This window comes from Nocardiopsis sp. NRRL B-16309 (genome assembly GCF_001279585.1).
Lineage (GTDB): Bacteria > Actinomycetota > Actinomycetes > Streptosporangiales > Streptosporangiaceae > Nocardiopsis.
In genome coordinates this window covers 123,769-141,146 of sequence record NZ_LGEC01000065.1, presented here as the reverse complement: position 1 = coordinate 141,146, position 17,378 = coordinate 123,769, and the positions used below count along the sequence as shown (strand labels likewise).

The window sequence follows — 17,378 nt, the reverse complement described above, 5'->3', positions numbered from 1 at the left end:
CTCCCGGCACTCCCGAAGTCCGCGGAGTCCCCGGCGGGCCCGGGCGCCCCGGCGACGCCGGGGCGCACGCCGGCTCAGCCGAGGGACCGCAGCTGGTCCTGGAACCACTTGCGCGGCGGCAGCGCCACCGCGGCCTCCCGCAGGCCCTCGCGGCGCGCTCGGCGCTCGACCGGGTCCATCGACAGGGCCCGGTGCAGGGCCTCCGCCGTCTCCACGGTGTCGTAGGGGTTGACCAGCAGCGCGTGCTCGCCCAGCTCGTCGGCCGCGCCCGCCTCCCGCGAGAGCACCAGAACCGAGTCCCGCTTGGAGAGCACGGGCCCCTCCTTGGCCACCAGGTTCATCCCGTCCCGGACGGGGTTCACCAGCAGCACGTCGGCCAGCTGGAACGACGCCAGCGAACGCGGGTAGTCGTCGTTGACCTCCAGCACCAGCGGGGTCCACTCGGCGGTCGCGAACTCCTCGTTGATCTCCTTGGCCACGCGCAGGACCGCGTCGGTGTACTCGCGGTACTCCGGCACGTCGCCCCGGCTCGGGTAGGCGAACGCCAGGTGCGTCACCCGGCCCCGCCACTCCGGGTGCGCCGTGAGCAGCTCCCGGTAGGCCTCCAGGCCGCGCACGATGTTCTTGGACAGCTCCGTGCGGTCCACGCGCACGATCAGCCGCGTGTCGCCGACGACCTCCTCCAGGGTCTCGCGGCGGGCGGCCACGGCGGGCTCGGCGGCGCTCTCGTTCAGCCCGGCCTCGTCCGCGCCCAGGGCGTGCACGCCCACGCTGATCACCCGGCCGCCGTACTCGACCGTCCGGCGGTTCAGGTCCACCTCGGCGCGCAGGATCTCGGCGCAGCAGCGCAGGAACGCGTCCGCCCAGCGCGGGCTGAGGAAGCCCAGCCGGTCCGCGCCGAGCATGCCCTCCAGCAGCTCGCGCGCGACGTGGGCGGGCAGCATCCGGAAGTACTCCGGCGGAGCCCACGGGGTGTGCGAGAAGTGCGCTATGCGCAGGTCCGGGCGGCGGGCCCGCAGGATCCGCGGCACCAGGGCCAGGTGGTAGTCCTGCACCGCCACCCGCGCGCCGTCGGCGGCCCCGCTCACCAGGGCTTCGGCGAACGCGTTGTTGTAGGCGGTGTAGTCCTCCCACAGGCGCCGGAAGTGCGAGCCGAACACCGGCTTGCCCGGGATGTCGTACAGCATGTGCTGCACGAACCACAGCGTGGAGTTGGCGACGCCCGTGTAGGCGCCGTCGAAGGTGCGGCGGGGGATGTCGAGCATGTGCACGCGCATGCCGTCGAGGTCGTGGACGCGGTCCAGTCGCGCCTCGGGAGCCTCCTCCGCGGCGCGCCGGTCGGCGTCCGACAGGGCGGCGCACACCCACAGGCCGTCGATCTCGGTGGCGACGGAGATCATGCCCGACACCAGTCCGCCACCGCCGCGACGGGACTCCAGGGTTCCGTCGTCGGAGACCGAGAAGGACACCGGTCCCCGGTTGGAGGCGATGAGGATCTGTGCCTTGTCCACGTGCTCGTCCTCTCAAAGGCGCGAATGGTGACTGGGGTGTGGCTGCCGAGGGTACGTCGGCGTCAGCGCGCGCCGGGCGCTCCTTCATGTTTCGCCTGTGGAAAGCCTCCCCAAACCCACTCCAGGTCAGCGACCGACCGGGTCACACCGGTGAAACAACGCACGTGCACCCGCCGTCCGCTGACCGGTGCCGTCTCACGATGTGAGCCGCATCGTGTAATGCGGATCACCCGACGTGGAAATCGGGGGAACACGTCCGTTACAGTGACGGTGCGGATCCGACAGGATCAGCTCCAAACTTCATATTGCTCATCCAGAGGGGTGGAGGGACCGGCCCTGCGAAGCCCCGGCAACCATCTCGGTACGCGAGACTCACGTTCCCTGTGAGACGTCCGAGACAGGTGCCAACTCCGGCCTGGGGTCAAGGTGGCCACCAGGGAAGATGAGGGGAGACGCCTCGCCATGGCGATTGCCGCCACTGAACCCACCTCCGTCCGCTCCTTCGGTCCCGGGACCGCACTGTCCTGCCGCGAGTGCGGGCAGCGCTACGAGCTCACGCCCAAGTTCGCGTGCGAGTTCTGTTTCGGCCCCCTGGAAGTCGCCTACGACTTCGGGACCGTCACCCGCGAGGACATCGAGAGCGGTCCCAACAACATCTGGCGCTACCGCTCCCTGCTGCCGGTCCCGACCAACGTCGCCGAGCTGCCGAACATGAACCCCGGCCTGACGCCGCTGGTCAGGGCGGACCGCCTCGCCGCCGAGCTGGGCTTCGACTCGCTCCACGTCAAGGACGACTCCGGCAACCCCACGCACTCCTTCAAGGACCGCGTGGTCGCGATCGCCGTCGAGGCCGCCCGCACCTTCGGCTTCACCACCCTGTCCTGCTCCTCCACCGGCAACCTCGCCGGCGCGGTCGGCGCCGCCGCCGCGCGGGCCGGGTTCGAGTCCTGCGTGTTCATCCCCGCCGGGCTGGAGGAGGCCAAGGTCGTCATGGCCGCGGTCTACGGCGGCAAGGTGGTGGCCATCGACGGCAACTACGACGACGTCAACCGCTTCTGCTCCGAGCTCATCGGCGACCCGATCGGCGAGGGCTGGGGCTTCGTCAACGTCAACCTGCGCCCGTACTACGGCGAGGGCTCCAAGACGCTGGCCTACGAGATCGCCGAGCAGCTCGGCTGGCGCCTGCCCGAGCAGATCATCATCCCGATCGCGTCCGGGTCCCAGCTCACCAAGATCGACAAGGGCTTCCAGGAGCTCATCAAGCTCGGCCTGGTCGAGGACCGGCCCTACAGGATCTTCGGCGCGCAGGCCACCGGGTGCTCCCCGGTCGCCCGAGCCTGGGAGCAGGGCCACGACGTGATCCAGCCCGTCAAGCCCGACACCATCGCCAAGTCGCTGGCCATCGGCAACCCGGCGGACGGGCCGTACGTGCTCGACATCGCCAAGCGCACGGGCGGGTCCGTCGAGCACGTGGGCGACGACGAGGTCGTGGACGCGATCCGGCTGCTGGCCCGCACCGAGGGCGTCTTCGCCGAGACCGCGGGCGGCGTCACCACCGGTGTGCTGCGCAAGCTGGTGCGCGAGGGTCGGATCGACACCAAGGCCGAGACCGTGGTGCTCAACACCGGCGACGGGCTCAAGACCCTGAACGCCGTCGACGCCGGGGTCACAGCGACGGTCAAGCCGTCCCTGGCCGCGTTCACCGCCGCCGGTCTCGCCTGACGCCCGTCGCCACCATCGACCACGGGGCGCTGCGCGGGGCGGGTGGACCACCGCCCCCGACGGCCGAGTCCGGCGCAGTCCCCACCCACACCCACTGAACGGAAGTACGAACACCATGAGCGCCAGCGTTCGCGTGCCCACCATCCTGCGCACCTACACCAACGACGCCGCCGAGGTGAGCGCGGACGGCGCCACCGTGGCCGAGGTCCTGGACGACCTGGAGGCCAACTACCCCGGCATCCGCGCCCGCATCCTCGACGACGCGGGCAAGGTCCGCCGGTTCGTCAACGTCTACGTGGGCGACGAGGACGTGCGCTTCGAGAAGGGCCTGCAGACCGAGGTCGCCGACGGTGCCAAGGTCTCGATCATCCCGGCGGTCGCCGGAGGCTGCTGAGCCTCGGTCCACGGTTCGCGCAGGGCCCGGTACCCGGTTCGGGGTGCCGGGCCCTGTCCGTGTCCGTGGGAGAGCGGGCGCGGGAGAACGGGTGGCGGGGGACGGCGGTCGGGCCGGGCGTTCGTGCCGCCGGCGGGGGGCGGCGACGCCCCTGGTCGGCGCACGAATGGCCCGGCGGGTGAGCGTCTGAACCGCCGCCCGGTGGGAAGGACGGTGGGTGTGCCGGAAGCATCACGGCCCGGAACCCTCCTGTCCGCTGAGCGCGCAAAACACCTCGTGTGGGCACATATGCCCAGGTGGAAAGCGGTCGTCGGGGCTGGTAAATCGTGACCACATCGTTTGCACTCTCCAGGGGCGAGTGCTAAAAATAGACACGGTTAGCACTCCAGCAAGGTGAGTGCTAAACCGGATCGAGGCTGCGAGATCACGGTCCCCGACAGCAGGGTTGTCGGCGGTGTCGTGGTCGTCCGTCGCGGGCGCACGCCTCGTCCCATCGCGTATCAGCCCGGTCACGGGAGGACAAGAACTCAATGGCAGCCAAACTGATCGCGTTCGACGAGGAGGCCCGTCGCGGCCTCGAGCGCGGCATGAACCAGCTCGCTGACGCCGTCAAGGTCACGCTCGGCCCGAAGGGTCGCAACGTCGTCCTGGAGAAGAAGTGGGGCGCCCCCACGATCACCAACGACGGTGTCTCCATCGCCAAGGAGATCGAGCTCGAGGACCCGTGGGAGAAGATCGGGGCCGAGCTGGTCAAGGAGGTCGCGAAGAAGACCGACGACGTCGCGGGTGACGGCACCACCACCGCCACCGTGCTCGCCCAGGCTCTCGTACGCGAGGGTCTGCGCAACGTCGCCGCCGGCGCCAACCCGGTCGGTCTGAAGCGCGGCATCGAGGCCGCCGTCGCCCGCATCAACGAGGAGCTCGGCAACCTCTCCAAGGAGGTCGAGACCAAGGAGCAGATCGCCTCCACCGCCTCGATCTCCGCCGGTGACGCCCAGATCGGCGAGACCATCGCGCAGGCGATGGACAAGGTCGGCAAGGAAGGCGTCATCACCGTCGAGGAGGGCCAGACCTTCGGGCTCGAGCTGGAGCTCGCCGAGGGCATGCGCTTCGACAAGGGCTACATCTCGCCCTACTTCGCCACCGACCTTGAGCGCATGGAGACGGTCCTTGAGGACCCCTACATCCTCATCGTCAACTCCAAGATCTCCAACAACAACGAGTTCCTGCCCGTTGTCGAGAAGGTCCTGCAGTCCGGCCGTCCGCTGATGGTCATCGCCGAGGACGTCGAGCAGGGTGCCCTGCAGACCCTCGTCGTGAACAAGATCCGCGGCACCTTCAAGTCCGTCGCCGTCAAGGCCCCGGGCTTCGGCGACCGCCGCAAGGCCCAGCTCGGCGACATCGCCGTGCTGACCGGCGGCCAGGTCATCACCGAGGAGGTCGGCCTCAAGCTCGAGAACACCGAGCTGGACCTGCTCGGCCGCGCCCGCAAGGTCGTCGTCACCAAGGACGAGACCACCATCGTGGACGGCGCCGGTGACGCCACCGCGATCGCCGGTCGCGTGAACGAGATCCGCAACGAGATCGAGCGCACCGACTCGGACTACGACCGCGAGAAGCTGCAGGAGCGCCTGGCGCGCCTGGCCGGCGGCGTGGCCGTCATCAAGGCCGGTGCCGCGACCGAGGTGGAGCTCAAGGAGCGCAAGCACCGCATCGAGGACGCCGTCCGCAACGCCAAGGCCGCGGTCGAGGAGGGCATCCTGCCCGGTGGCGGCGTCGCGCTGCTCCAGGCCAGCGTCCCCGCGTTCGAGAAGCTGGACCTGCAGGGCGACGAGGCCATCGGTGCCGACATCGTTCGCCGCTCCATCGCCGAGCCGCTGAAGCAGATCGCCATCAACGCCGGCCTCGAGGGCGGCGTCGTGGCGGAGAAGGTCCGCAACCTGGAGCCCGGTTTCGGCTTCAACGCCGCCACCGGTGAGTACACCGACCTGTTCAAGGACGGCGTCATCGACCCGACCAAGGTCACCCGCTCCGCGCTGCAGAACGCTGCCTCCATCGCCGGTCTGTTCCTGACGACCGAGGCCGTCATCGCCGACAAGCCGGAGAAGGGCGGGGCTCCCGCCGCCGACCCGACCGGTGGCATGGGCGGCATGGACTTCTAGGAGTCCGCGCTCCCGGGGGTCAGGTACGCGACCCCGCCCGCGACGACCGGGCGGCCCTTCGGGGCCGTCCGGTTTCGCTGTTTCCGGGCACGGGTCCGCGCGGAGCCGGGTGCGCGGTGTACCAGGTGCACGCGCTGGGGCGCGGGCCGGTCAGTCGCCGTGCCAGGCGTGCCAGAGCCCCGCGTACGATCCGCCGCGTGCGAGCAGTTCCCCATGACTGCCCAGCTCACTGATCCGGCCGTCCTCCACCACCGCGATCCGGTCCGCGTCGTGCGCGGTGTGCAGCCGGTGCGCGATCGCGACCACCGTCCGGCCCTCCAGCACTCGGGCCAGCGACCGCTCCAGGTCCCGGGCCGAACGCGGATCCATCAGGGACGTGGCCTCGTCCAGGACCAGCACCCCCGGGTCGGCCAGCACCACGCGGGCCAGCGCGAGCTGCTGCACGTGCGCCGGGTCCAGGTCCTGGTGGCCCGAGCCCACCCGGGTGGCCAGCCCCTCCGGCAGCGCTCGGGCCCACGTCCCCGCGCCCACGGCGTCCAGCGCCCGCCACAGGCGCTCCTCGTCCACGGACCCGGCGTCGGCGTCCAGTGCCAGCGCCAGGTTCTCGGCGAGCGTCCCGCGGAACACGTGGCTCTCCTGGCTCAGCAGGATCACCCGCTCCCGGCGCCGCTCGGGTGACAGGTCCGCCAGGTCCGTGCCGCCCACGCGTACACGGCCGGAGTCCGGCGGATGGATCCCGGCCACCAGCTTGCCCAGGGTCGACTTGCCCGCCCCGCTCGGGCCCACCACGGCGAGCCGTTCGCCGGGCCGGAGGGCGAGGTCCACCCCGTGCAGCACCTCGGTGCCGGTGTAGCCGAAGCGCAGGTCCTCGACCTCCACGGCGCGCGGTACGCCGTCGGTGCCCCCGCCCCCGGCCGGGGCTTTCTGCTCGGCCAGTTCCACGCCCAGCAGGCGGCGCAGCGACGTGTACCCCATCATCAGGCTGTCCACCTCGTCGAGGAGGCGGTCGAGCGGTCCGACCAGCTGCAGGCACACGAACACCGCCGTGGCGACCTGGCCGACCGTGAGCACTCCCGTCACGGCCAGGTGCCCCGCGAGCAGGAACGTGAGCGCGACCGGGAGCAGGTAGGCGAACTCCAGCGACGGGTACCACACACAGCGCAGCGACAGCGTGTACCGCTCGGCGAGGTAGGCCCGGTGGATCCGCCGGTCGTTGAGCGCGCTCTGCCGGGCCTGGCGTCCCAGCGCCTCGATGGTGTGGGCCCCCTCCACGGTGTCGGTCACGCCCTGGGTGAGGTCGGAGTAGGACGAGAGCTCGCGGACGTATCCCGCGGGGGCGCGATGGGCGTACCACCGCGTCGACAGCCAGATGACGGCCGCCGAGGGGACCCAGGCGGCCAGCAACAGGGGGTGGACCAGGGCGAGCGCGGTGACGAAGACGACCACCGACACCAGGCTCACCACCATGACCGGGACCGAGTTGCGCACCGTGTGACTCAGGTGGCCGATGTCGCGCCCGGTCCTGGCCACGAGGTCGCCCGTGCCCGCGCGCTCCACCGTGCCCAGCGGCAGGCGCAGGACGGCGTGCACGAACTCCTCGCGCAGCTCGGCCAGCAGCCTTTCGCCGAACCGGATCGACAGCGCCACCGACCACAGCACGAACACGGCGTTGACGGCCAGCGCGACGACGATCAGCACCGCCAGCAGGTCCACCCGGGCCACGTCGGCGTCGGCGCGCACGGTGTCCACGATCATCCCGAGGATCCACGGCGACGCCAGCGCCGACAGCGAGGCCACGGCGTACAGGGCGACGACGGCCGCCAGCGTCCGCCCGTGGTCGCGTCCGGCCCGGCGCAGGCGCCGCCACACGGCTCGCCCGGGGGCGATCGGGAGGCCGTCGCCGGGCGGCCGGTCCGGGGCGTCGGCCCGGGACGGCCCCGCGGGCCGCTCGGCGGGGCGTTCGGCGGTCCGGGTCATCGGTTCCCCCCAGTGGTGACGGTGCGCAGGACGGTCTCGGCGTAGCGGGGGACGGAGGCGAGCAGCTCCCGGTGCGTGCCCTGGGCGACCACCCGGCCCCGCTCGACGAACTGCACGTGGTCGGTGCGGTCGAGAAGCAGGGGACTGGTGGTGACGAGCGCGGTGGTGCGCCCGGCGCGTTCGACGGGCAGCGCCTCGGCGATGGCGGCCTCGGAGTGGGCGTCCACGGCGGAGGCCGGTTCGACCAGGACGAGGATCTCCGGGTCCAGGGCCAGGGCACGGGCGAGCCGCAGCCGCTGCTGCTGGCCGCCGGAGTACTCGCGTCCGCGCTCGGTGAGTACGGCGTCGAACCCCGCGGGCGACTGCCGGACGATGTCGTCGGCGTTGGCCGTGCGGACCACGCGGGCCAGGGTGTCGTCGGAGAGCCCGGAGTCCGGGGAGAGCTCGTCGCGCAGGCGGCCGGAGAACAGGTGCGCGCTGTTCGTGGCGAGCAGGATCCGCTCGCGCACCCGGTTCCGGGGCAGGTCGCGCAGGCGCACGGCGCGGCCGGTGGCGCGTTCGACCAGCACCGCGTCCGTGTCGTGGCCGGGTGCTGTGCTCGTTCCCGGAGCTGAACCGGTTCCCGGTTCGGCGCTGCCCCCGGGACCGGTACGGCTTCCTGACGCCGGACCGTTTCCTGGGGCCGGGCCGCTTCCGCGACCCGTCGCGGCTCCGGGCCGGGTGCCGTCGCGGTAGCGGCCGAGACGCTCGGCGACGGCCGTGGCGTCGGTCGGGTCGGAGCACACCACACCGGTGGTGCGCTGCGCGGTGATCGTGACCCCGCTGGCGGGGTCGCGCAGGTCGCACGGGGCGACGGGTTCGGCGGCGGGGAGATCGGGGTCGGGGTGGTCGTGGGCGAGCCGCAGCACGCGGACCACGCGGGCGGCGGCCACGCGCGCGCTGACGTAGGCCGAGGCGGCGCGCATGAGGCCGCGCACGGCGATCGCCAGGCTGCCGGTGTAGCCGTAGAAGGCGACCAGCGCGCCGACGGAGATGTCGTCGGCCAGGGCCAGCCGGGCGCCGTACCAGACGATTCCGACCAGCAGGAGACCCGGCAGCAGTTCGCGCACGGACTGCAGAGCGGCGTCGGCCCAGCCCACGCGCACACCGGCGGCACGCACCCGCTGGGACTCGGCGGTGTAGCGGTCGCCGACGGCGCGCTCGCCGCCCACGCCCCGCAGGACGCGCAGGCCCGCCACCAGGTCGGTCGAACGCGTGGTCAGCTCGGCCTGGCGGTCGCGGTGGTGCTCCTGGCGGCGGGAGAACACGCGCAGCAACGGCACCATCCCCACCAGCATCAACGGCACCGACACCAGGACGACGAGCCCGAGCGTCACGTGCGAGGCCAGCATGAGGGTGCTGATCACGGTGATCGAGATCAGCGAGCCGGGTAGCGAGGAGGAGTTCTCGTAGAGGTCGCCGACGCGGTCGATGTCGTCGGTGCCCACGGCCACGACCTCACCGGAGGGGATCCGACGGGTGAGCGTGGGACCCAGGAGGACCGAGCGCTCGGTCACCACCTGGACCGTGCGGTAGGCGGACGCGTACCAGTTGAAGCAGTTGGCCCTGTGCCCCAGGACCACCAGGGCGGCGGCGGTGACGGCCAGCGCGGCCAGGACGCCGAACCACCTGAACAAGGCGGAGGTGTCGCCGGTGAACCCGGCGTCGACGGCGGCTCCGAGCGCGGCCGAGACCAGGGTGACGCAGGTCCAGTAGCCGCCGTTGGTCAGACCGGCCCAGGTCAGCGACGGCCACGACCTCCGGGCGAGCCAGAGCAGGAAGCGGTCCGGCGACCGGTGGTCGGGTGTGCCTGGCGGCTGCGGGAGTGAACGCACAGTCACCGAACCTAGCCAGGGGGTCGGCGGACGGCCACCGGTTTTTCGGCCGCCACGCGCCCCTGAGCTGTTACCAGGGTGGCCTCAGGGGCGACCCGGGGCCACACCGGATGCGAGGGCCGAAGCGGTGGGAGGACACTGGATCCCATGGACGACCCCACCCCCGTGCCCCCTGACACCGACGTCCGCGTGCACGAGCGCAGGCCGCCCCTGGCCGTGCGCGTCCTGGCGGTGACGGCGGCGGCGTTCCTGATCTGGCGGCTGGTCGGCTGGGTGGACTCGTTCTTCCCGGGGGAGGAGGTGACCCCGCTCAACCACACGGTCAACGCGCTCACGGCGTTCGCCCTGGCGCTGCCCATGGTGTGGCTGGCCCGCCGTCACCTGGACCGTCGGCCGTGGCGCGGGCTGCGCCTGACGGGAGTGGGCGAGGGTTGGCGCCCCTTCCTGGTGGGCGCGGCGTCCTGGGCGCTGCCGGGCGTCGCGGGCATCGCGCTGTGCGTGGCGATGGGATGGAGCGGGCTCGGTCCGCCCGCGTCGGGGCCGGAGGCGATGGCGGGTCTCCTGCTGCTGCCGGTCCTGGTGCTGCTGTTCGAGGCCCTGCCCGAGGAGCTGATCTTCCGCGGCTACCTGTTCCGGAACCTGAACGCCGCCATGGGGGCGTGGCTCGCGGTGGGGGTCCAGGCGGTGCTGTTCGCGCTGTGGGGGAGCGCGCTCTGGGTGATCGGCAGTGGTTGGGAGGTGCTCGCCGAACGGCTGCCGCTGTTCCTGGGGATGGGCGTGGTGCTGGGCTGCCTGCGGGTGCTGACGGGCAACGTGTGGGCGTGCGTGGGCTTCCACCTGGTGTTCCAGACGGTCGCCCAGGCCCTCTTGAACGGCCGGTATCTGGAGATGCAGGGCGCGGCCACCCTCACGGCGGTGGCGTTCCTGTTGCCGTTCGTCCTCGGGGTGCCGACCGCGATGCTCCTCGCCCGCACGACCGGCCGCTGGACCGGGAGGGTCCCCGATCCGGCCTGACACGGGCACCCGGACGTTCGGGCCCCCGCGGGAACGGGGAGTTAGTCTGCGAAGTGTCGGGTGACAAGGTGCACGGAGCGTTGGTGTCCTTGTCCGGAGGTGCAACTCGAAATGAGTCTTGCCGTGGCTGAACGCCCTGCCCAGGTGGAGTTGTCGAGATGGGACTACTTCCTGCGCACCTGGCAGCAGCTGGACGTGCCCGACGGTTGGCGGGCCGAGATCGTCGATGGCAACGGAGTCGTGCTCGTGGCCCCCCCATCTGATCCCCACAACTACATCGCGGTCCGGGTAGCCCGGATGCTGGGCCGTGTCATGCCCGACGACTGGGATGCCTATCAGACCCTGGGCATCCAGGTGCCGAGCGTCGAGCGGCTGTACATGCCCGACCTGGTCGTCATGCCCGAGTCCGTCGTCCTCGACCCCTCGCGGACTCCCTGCCCGGCGGACGAGGCGGAGCTGGTGGTCGAGATCGTGTCCAGGAGCAGCAAGGACACCGATCGCAAGGCCAAACTGTGGGGCTACGCGCACGGACCCGTTCCGCTCTACCTGCTGGTCGACGCCTGGGACGAGAACGGGCCTTCGGTCACCCTGTACGAACTCCCGGGCAACGGGCGCTACAACCACGCGACCACGGTGGACTTCGGGGAGAAGATCACTCTGCCGGAGCCCTTCGGCCTCGACATCGACACCTCGAAGTTCCCGGGGCCGGACTCCTGGCCCGCCTGAGTCCTGTGTCCCGAGGCCGTGAGGGGGCGTGCGGTCAGCGGACGGTGCCCTCGGCGTGCAGGATCTCCACGAGGCGGCGCACGGCGGGGGCACAGCGGTCGCGGTCGGCGAAGCCGATCCACTCGACCGCGGTGATCTCGTTGTCGGCGGCGATCTCACCGTCGTGCTCGGCGGCGTAGCACGCCATTCGGACCCGGGTGCCGGGCGCCTGGGCGTGGGCGACCTCGTCGATCACCGCGACCTGCCGGAAGGTGCTCGGGCGCAGGACCACGCTGACCTCCTCCAGGGCCTCGCGAGCGACCGCCGCCTCGTCGCTCTCGCCGGGGTCGCGCTTGCCGCCCGGGACGTAGAGCAGGTCCTTGCCCTCGGAGCGCACGCACAACAGGCGGCCCTCGTGGACGTGCACCCAGGCGAGTGCGTCGATGACGGGCGGGCTTCCCACGGGCGCGGAGTTCTGCGGCATGTGGCCACTCTAGGACGCCTCGGCCGAATCACCGGACGGACGTGAGCGAAGCCACTAGCATCCGGGGTGTCAACGGCGGTGACCAATCGAGACTCCGGCTCCTGCGGACCGGGAAGGCGGCCAGCATGGCGACCCCTCACGAGACGGCCGACGCACCCCTGACCGGGATACGTCCGCTGCTGTCGGACAGCTCCAGCCGGGGCATCCCACCCCAGACCCGCGAGCTCCGGGAGGCCCGGGAGAGGGTCTACAACCTCTACAGCGCCGCCATCGGAGCCTGCCTGTCCCGCAGCGGCACCGACCCGGCACTGGCCGAGCGGGCCCGGGTGCTGCTGGAGGAGGAGGCGATGCTGCCCCACCTCACGCCCGGCCGGTTGAGCCGGCTCGGCGACGAGCTGCCCGCGACCATCGCCGAGCTGCGCGCGTGGCCCGTCCGGCCGCCGGAGGGCGCCACGCCCGCCGACCCGGGGCGCACCGTGCGGGGGGCCGAGCTGACCGCCCTGTTCGACCTCGCGCTGCGCGACCGCCTGTCCGGACCCGAGCGCGAGCATCCGCGTCTGCTGCTCTTCGGCGGGCAGCCGGGATCGGGGAAGTCGACCCTCCAGCGCCTGGTCCTGCCGGTGCTGCCGGAGGGGACGGTGAGCTATGACGGTGACGACCTGCTGCGGTTGGCCCCGGACTACGAGTGGGCGATGGGCGAGGACGACCTCGCGGCCTCGCACTCGCTGGCGGTGCAGGTCGGGGGCCTGCACCGGCTGGCGATGGAGCACGTGCGGGCCGGACGGGTGGACGTCGTGTGCAGCCACCCGCTCGGCCGCGCGGACTGGGCGGCGCAGTGGGTCGAGGGCTTCCGTGAGGCCGGTTACCGGGTGGAGGCGGCCTTCGTGGCCACGCACGCGTCCAACAGCCGGTTCGCGATCGCCGACCGCCGGTTGCGGTCGTGCCGTGACCAGGGATTCGGTCGTTGGATCACGGAGGACCAGCACGACCGTTTCTATCTGGGCGTGCCCAACACCATCGAGTTCCTGGAGACCCACCGCCTGGTGGACTCGCTCTACGTGCTGTCGCGGGAGGGCGAGGTCCTGTACGCCAACCACGTGGGGGACGGCGGCCGGTGGCGGACCGAGCCGTTCGGCCGGGTCGCCCTGGAGGCCGAGCGCGGCCGCCGTGAGCTGTGGCGCCAGGACGACGACTGACTGGGACCCGCGGTCGCGGGACGTAGGAGGACCCCGGGGCACACCACGAGGTCCACCACCGATTCCAGCTGATCCCGCGTTGATTCCAGACTCCCGTAGCGCCGATGGAGAAGGGCTTCGTCCACGACGAGCCACAGTTTCGGATGAGTGCGGCCGATGAGCTTCTCGGCCCGCCTGGCGCCTGGGGCCGGTGGGAGGTCGGTGGCCGCAAGTGGCCGTGGCCTGCGGCGCGGGACATTCCGGACAGGTCCTAGAGTTCTCGTCATGGACTTCTTCGCCGCCAACCCCCTCCTCGTGAAGCAGCCCAAGCGCTTCCTGGTCGACGAATCGGAGTACCACTGCTTCGACCAGCACGGGCGGCAGATCGCCCACGTCCACGAGGCGAACCTGGACACGGGCATGCGCGTCCTGCGCCACCTCGTCGACAACACGGCGGGGTTCCAGCGCAAGGTCGTCGTCAACGACATGCACCGGCGACCGCGCCTCATGATCGACAAGCAGTGGTCCTGGATGACCGCGACCACCTCGGTGGCCTGGCCCGACGGCCGGCCGGTCGGCACGATCGAGCAGGACCTCAAGTTCTTCAAGGCCGGATTCACGCTCATGGACCCCTGGAAGCGCCGGCTCGGCACAGTCGAGGGCAACTTCGTCGGCCGCGAGTTCACGATCAACGACCACAACGGGCACGAGGTCGCGCGGGTCGACCGGTCGGTGCCCGACCTCGGGGAGATCTTCACGGCCGCCGACACCTACGTCCTGCGGCACCGGTACCCGACCCTGCCCGAGCCGCTGCGGACCCTGGTCGTCGCCTCGGGGATCGCGATCGACCTCGTCCTGCGCGAGGGCAGCAGGTAGCGGACCGGGCCGAGCTCTCCGGTCGACGGCGGCCCGGCCCCATGGTGGGGGCGGCGACCCCGGACCCCAGTGGGGGCCGAACCGGAGCCCGGGCGTGCGCCGAGCCGTCCCGCCCGCGGGGTCACTTCGTCGGAGCCACCCGGGCCATGGCCTCGCGGTCCTCCTCGCCGAACCGCTCCTCCAGGTCCTCCGGTGAGGCGTCCAGGTCGATGCGGGCCAGCGGCACGCCCCGCGCCGACTCGATGGCGCCCAGGCGGCGGGTGGCGCGGTCGCCCGCGTACCTCAGCAGCTCACCGGGCGGCAGCTCGTAGCGCTGGGTGGCGGGGTCGTCCGAGGGCTGGTCGCCCTCCTCGACGGTGTTCAGCACGTGCGGCAGCAGTTCGTCCAGCCGTTCGCGCACGACCTCCCAGTTGGCCTCGTCGGCCGCGACGTGCCGACGGCAGGTGAAGGTGCCCCAGGCCATGTGTCGGCGCTCGTCGTCACCGATCCTGCGCACGATCTCGCGCATCCCGGGGAAGATGTCGCGCACGGTGCAGATGTGGTTCCAGGCGTAGTAGCCGGTGAGGGCGAGCGAGCCCTCGATGATGTGGTTGTAGGTCACCGAGGCGCGGACCTGGTTGCGCGGACCGGGATCGTGCAGGAGGGCCTCCAACGAGCGGGGCAGCTCGTCGTAGAAGAGCGCGCGGTACCCCGTGTTGGCGTCGACGAACCCGTGCAGGTCGTCGTGCACGCCCAGGGCGTCCAGCCACAGGCGGAAGGCCTGGACGTGCTTGGCCTCCTCGAACGCGAACTGGGTCAGGTACATCTCGTCTCCCAGGCGCCCCTCGGCGGCCATCGCGCGCAGGAACGGCTGGATGTCCTCGGTGACCGCCTCCTCGCCCGCCACGAAGAACGCGCACAGGCGCAGGATCCGGTTCCGTGCCTCGTCGTTGAGCTTCTTCCAGTCCTCGGCGTCCTGGCTCAGGTCGATGTCCGCGGGGTTCCAGAAGCGGGCGTTGCCCTTGGTGAACAGGCGCAGCGGGAGCGAGTCCCAGTTGAGGCCTCCTCCCCGCAGCGAGTGGAAGCCGGTGCGCGCGGCTCCGGGGGCGGCCTGGCCGGCGGCCTGGTCGGCTGACTGGTCGACGGACTGGTCGGGCATGGGGGCCTCCTGGGGGCTGTGGCTGTCCTCATGATTGGACACGAAGCGGCTTCGTGTAAAGGGCGATCGTGGTGCGCGTCACGAAAATCCGAATCGGGTTCGGTTCAGGGGTCGCCCGAGTGCCCGGGGCCGTCACCGCACCGGGACCGACCCGTCGACGATACGGTCGGCCGCACCGGCGATCCGGCCGCTCCGAAACGGTACGGTCGGGGAGTACCGCCCGCACCGAACGATCCGATCGGGAGACGACGTGTTCTGTGGTGATCCCGGCACCTCCGGCTACGCCGACTGCGCCGCCCAGACCCAGCTGTTCGCCCTGGCCTCCGTCATCCCGGCGCTCCTCGGACTCGCCCTGCTCGTCGCCGCCCTCGCCGCGCCGTCCGTGCGCGGCGACCGGATCCTGCGCACCCGCACTCTGAGCTACTCACTGGTGGCCTGGGGCATCGCCGCGTTCACCTACGTCATGGGCGGTCTGCCCTCACTCTGAGCGGGACCCGCGCCCCGGAACCGCGCCCCGGAACCGCGACTCGCGCCCCGGACCCGCGACCCTCCGCGGGAGCACACCGCCGTCGCGGACACGGCCGTCCGCGCCCGCCTCCCGCCACGACCCGGAGCGGGGCCCGCGGTCAGATCTCCTCGCCCGCCAACAGGTCGCCCGCGTCCGTGATCCGGTACGCGTACCCCTGCTCGGCCAGGAACCGCTGCCGGTGCGCCGCGTACTCCTGGTCCAACGTGTCCCGCGCGACCACCGCGTAGAAGCGCGCCGCCCGGCCGTCGGTCTTGGGCCGCAGCACCCGGCCCAGGCGCTGGGCCTCCTCCTGGCGCGAGCCGAACGAGCCCGACACCTGGATCGCCACGCCGGCCTCGGGCAGGTCGATCGAGAAGTTCGCCACCTTGGACACCACCAGCGTGCGCAGCTCCCCGGACCGGAACGCGTCGAAGAGGCGCTCGCGCTCCTTGTTGCGCGTCTCGCCCTTGATGACCGGCGCCCCCAGGGAGACCCCCAGGTCGTCCAGCTGGTCGATGTAGGACCCGATGACCAGGACCTGCTCGCCGGGGTGGCGCTCCACCAGCTCACGCACCACGGTCGTCTTGGTCTCCGACGAGGCGCAGAACCGGTAGCGGTCCTCCGGCTCGGCGGTGGCGTAGGCCAGCCGCTCGGACTCCGACAGGTCCACCCGGACCTCGACGCAGTCCGCGGGGGCGATCCACCCCTGGTTCTCCATGTCCTTCCAGGGGGCGTCGTAGCGCTTGGGGCCGATCAGCGAGAACACGTCGCCCTCCCGCCCGTCCTCGCGCACGAGCGTGGCGGTCAGCCCGAGGCGGCGGCGCGCCTGCAGGTCCGCGGTCATCCGGAAGATCGGCGCGGGCAGCAGGTGGACCTCGTCGTAGACCACGAGCCCCCAGTCGCGGGCGTCGAACAGCTCCAGGTGCGTGTACACGCCCTTCCGGCGCGCCGCCATCACCTGGTACGTCGCGATGGTGACCGGGCGGATCTCCTTGCGGGTACCGGAGTACTCGCCGATCTCGTCCTCGGTCAGCGACGTGCGCTTGAGCAGCTCGGACTTCCACTGGTGCACGGAGACCGTGTTGGTCACCAGGATGAGCGTGGTCGTGCCGGTCATCGCCATCGCCGCGGCGCCCACGATGGTCTTGCCCGCGCCGCAGGGGAGCACCACGACGCCGGAACCGCCGGCGTGGAAGCTCTCCGCGGCCTCCCGCTGGTAGCCGCGCAGCTCCCAGCCGTCCTGTTCGAGCTCGATCGCGTGCGCCTCGCCGTCGACGTACCCGGCCAGGTCCTCGGCCGGCCAGCCGATCTTCAGCAGCGCCTGCTTGAGGTTGCCGCGCTGGCTCGGGTGCACGGCGACCGAGTCCTGGTCCAGGCGCTCGCCCAGCATGCCCTTGAGCTTCCGGGCGCGGACGATCTCCTCCAGCACCGCGCGGTCGGTGGACTCCAGGACCAGGCCGCGCACCGGGTCGCCCACCAGCGTGAGCCGACCGTAGCGGTCCATCGTCTCGGCGATGTCCACCAGCAGCGAGTGCGGCACGGGGAAGCGCGAGTAGCTGATCAGCGCGTCGACCACCTGCTCGGCGTCGTGCCCCGCCGCGCGCGCGTTCCACAGCGCCAACGGGGTGATCCGGTAGGTGTGCACGTGCTCGGGGGCGCGCTCCAGCTCGGCGAAGGGGGCGATGGCGCGGCGGCACTCCCCGGCGAGCTCGTGGTCGATCTCCAGGAGGAGCGTCTTGTCGGACTGGACGATCAGGCAGGACACGCGGACCTTCAATCTGGTGGGCGGGCGGCCACAGGTGCAACGCGCCGGAGGCCCGGATCATGCCCGGACCCTT

The 17,378-nt window shown here is 71.7% G+C and carries 14 protein-coding genes, 1 pseudogene and 1 riboswitch; of the genes and pseudogenes, 8 read left to right on the top strand and 7 right to left on the bottom strand.

All coding sequences use genetic code 11. The features are described from left to right. Window positions 1–74 precede the first annotated feature (74 nt). Entirely contained in the window at window positions 75–1,511 is a 1,437-nt protein-coding gene (locus tag ADL05_RS10370; protein WP_053616672.1) for a trehalose-6-phosphate synthase, read from the bottom strand. A 306-nt stretch (window positions 1,512–1,817) separates the two neighbouring features. Then, window positions 1,818–1,960: riboswitch (SAM riboswitch) on the top strand. Between the two features lie 13 nt (window positions 1,961–1,973). Here ADL05_RS10370 and thrC point away from each other — a divergent pair. From thrC to groL, 3 genes are all read left to right on the top strand, one after another. Next, window positions 1,974–3,233 carry a threonine synthase gene (gene thrC, locus ADL05_RS10365; protein WP_053616671.1) on the top strand — a complete coding sequence of 420 codons (1,260 nt, stop codon included), beginning with the start codon at window positions 1,974–1,976 and terminating at the stop codon, window positions 3,231–3,233. A gap of 115 nt (window positions 3,234–3,348) precedes the next feature. Beyond that, complete coding sequence (locus tag ADL05_RS10360; RefSeq protein ID WP_053616670.1) at window positions 3,349–3,627, top strand: ubiquitin-like small modifier protein 1; 279 nt, start codon at window positions 3,349–3,351, stop codon at window positions 3,625–3,627. A 530-nt stretch (window positions 3,628–4,157) separates the two neighbouring features. Next, complete coding sequence (gene groL / locus ADL05_RS10355; protein ID WP_053616669.1) at window positions 4,158–5,789, top strand: chaperonin GroEL; 1,632 nt, start codon at window positions 4,158–4,160, stop codon at window positions 5,787–5,789. A gap of 150 nt (window positions 5,790–5,939) precedes the next feature. On the opposite strand, the gene ADL05_RS10350 is transcribed toward groL, so the two are convergent. Both ADL05_RS10350 and ADL05_RS31725 read right to left on the bottom strand, forming a co-directional pair. Then, window positions 5,940–7,766 (bottom strand): ABC transporter ATP-binding protein, encoded by a 1,827-nt coding sequence (locus ADL05_RS10350; RefSeq protein ID WP_053616668.1) that lies wholly within the window; start codon window positions 7,764–7,766, stop codon window positions 5,940–5,942. After that, complete coding sequence (locus tag ADL05_RS31725) at window positions 7,763–9,640, bottom strand: ABC transporter ATP-binding protein (protein WP_053616667.1); 1,878 nt, start codon at window positions 9,638–9,640, stop codon at window positions 7,763–7,765. Before ADL05_RS31725 ends, ADL05_RS10350 begins: the two co-directional genes overlap by 4 nt. Before the next feature lie 147 nt (window positions 9,641–9,787). Between ADL05_RS31725 and ADL05_RS10340 the strand changes: the two genes are divergently transcribed. Then, entirely contained in the window at window positions 9,788–10,654 is an 867-nt protein-coding gene (locus ADL05_RS10340) for a CPBP family intramembrane glutamic endopeptidase (RefSeq protein ID WP_053616666.1), read from the top strand. A gap of 123 nt (window positions 10,655–10,777) precedes the next feature. Further along, window positions 10,778–11,380 carry a Uma2 family endonuclease gene (locus ADL05_RS10335; RefSeq protein ID WP_369800921.1) on the top strand — a complete coding sequence of 201 codons (603 nt, stop codon included), beginning with the start codon at window positions 10,778–10,780 and terminating at the stop codon, window positions 11,378–11,380. A 34-nt stretch (window positions 11,381–11,414) separates the two neighbouring features. Here the strand turns inward: ADL05_RS10335 and ADL05_RS10330 are convergent, their stop codons facing one another. Continuing rightward, on the bottom strand, window positions 11,415–11,843 hold the full coding sequence (locus tag ADL05_RS10330; RefSeq protein ID WP_053616664.1) for an NUDIX domain-containing protein: 429 nt from the start codon (window positions 11,841–11,843) through the stop codon (window positions 11,415–11,417). Between the two features lie 125 nt (window positions 11,844–11,968). Here ADL05_RS10330 and ADL05_RS10325 point away from each other — a divergent pair, with 125 nt between their 5' ends. After that, window positions 11,969–13,039 carry a zeta toxin family protein gene (locus ADL05_RS10325; protein WP_053616663.1) on the top strand — a complete coding sequence of 357 codons (1,071 nt, stop codon included), beginning with the start codon at window positions 11,969–11,971 and terminating at the stop codon, window positions 13,037–13,039. Window positions 13,040–13,071: 32 nt separating this feature from the next. Here the strand turns inward: ADL05_RS10325 and ADL05_RS32420 are convergent. Further along, window positions 13,072–13,305 (bottom strand): annotated as a pseudogene (locus ADL05_RS32420) (Scr1 family TA system antitoxin-like transcriptional regulator); the annotation flags it as partial. Between ADL05_RS32420 and ADL05_RS10320 the strand changes: the two are divergent. Then, the gene (locus ADL05_RS10320; protein ID WP_053616662.1) at window positions 13,304–13,894 is read left to right on the top strand and encodes an LURP-one-related/scramblase family protein; all 591 of its coding nucleotides are present in this window, start codon (window positions 13,304–13,306) and stop codon (window positions 13,892–13,894) included. The pseudogene ADL05_RS32420 and the gene ADL05_RS10320 overlap by 2 nt on opposite strands. 121 nt (window positions 13,895–14,015) lie before the next feature. Here the strand turns inward: ADL05_RS10320 and ADL05_RS10315 are convergent, their stop codons facing one another. After that, complete coding sequence (locus ADL05_RS10315; protein ID WP_082376256.1) at window positions 14,016–15,032, bottom strand: R2-like ligand-binding oxidase; 1,017 nt, start codon at window positions 15,030–15,032, stop codon at window positions 14,016–14,018. 250 nt (window positions 15,033–15,282) lie between these two features. On the opposite strand from ADL05_RS10315, the gene ADL05_RS10310 reads away from it, so the two are divergent. Then, window positions 15,283–15,519, top strand: a complete 237-nt coding sequence (locus ADL05_RS10310) for a hypothetical protein (protein WP_053616661.1) — start codon at window positions 15,283–15,285, stop codon at window positions 15,517–15,519. Window positions 15,520–15,658: 139 nt separating this feature from the next. Here the strand turns inward: ADL05_RS10310 and ADL05_RS10305 are convergent, their stop codons facing one another. Continuing rightward, window positions 15,659–17,305: a DNA repair helicase XPB gene (locus ADL05_RS10305; protein ID WP_053616660.1), complete on the bottom strand. Its 1,647-nt coding sequence runs from the start codon at window positions 17,303–17,305 to the stop codon at window positions 15,659–15,661. Window positions 17,306–17,378 lie beyond the last annotated feature (73 nt).

What these genes read in the sequence shown, in the direction of transcription:
- ADL05_RS10350 (WP_053616668.1), bottom strand. Translation starts at nt 7,766, where the DNA reads ATGACCCGGACCGCCGAACGCCCCGCCGAGCGGCCCGCGGGGCCGTCC.
- ADL05_RS10340 (WP_053616666.1), top strand. Translation starts at nt 9,788, where the DNA reads ATGGACGACCCCACCCCCGTGCCCCCTGACACCGACGTCCGCGTGCAC.
- ADL05_RS10320 (WP_053616662.1), top strand. Translation starts at nt 13,304, where the DNA reads ATGGACTTCTTCGCCGCCAACCCCCTCCTCGTGAAGCAGCCCAAGCGC.
- ADL05_RS10360 (WP_053616670.1), top strand. Translation starts at nt 3,349, where the DNA reads ATGAGCGCCAGCGTTCGCGTGCCCACCATCCTGCGCACCTACACCAAC.
- thrC (WP_053616671.1), top strand. Translation starts at nt 1,974, where the DNA reads ATGGCGATTGCCGCCACTGAACCCACCTCCGTCCGCTCCTTCGGTCCC.
- groL (WP_053616669.1), top strand. Translation starts at nt 4,158, where the DNA reads ATGGCAGCCAAACTGATCGCGTTCGACGAGGAGGCCCGTCGCGGCCTC.
- ADL05_RS10325 (WP_053616663.1), top strand. Translation starts at nt 11,969, where the DNA reads ATGGCGACCCCTCACGAGACGGCCGACGCACCCCTGACCGGGATACGT.
- ADL05_RS10315 (WP_082376256.1), bottom strand. Translation starts at nt 15,032, where the DNA reads ATGCCCGACCAGTCCGTCGACCAGTCAGCCGACCAGGCCGCCGGCCAG.
- ADL05_RS10330 (WP_053616664.1), bottom strand. Translation starts at nt 11,843, where the DNA reads ATGCCGCAGAACTCCGCGCCCGTGGGAAGCCCGCCCGTCATCGACGCA.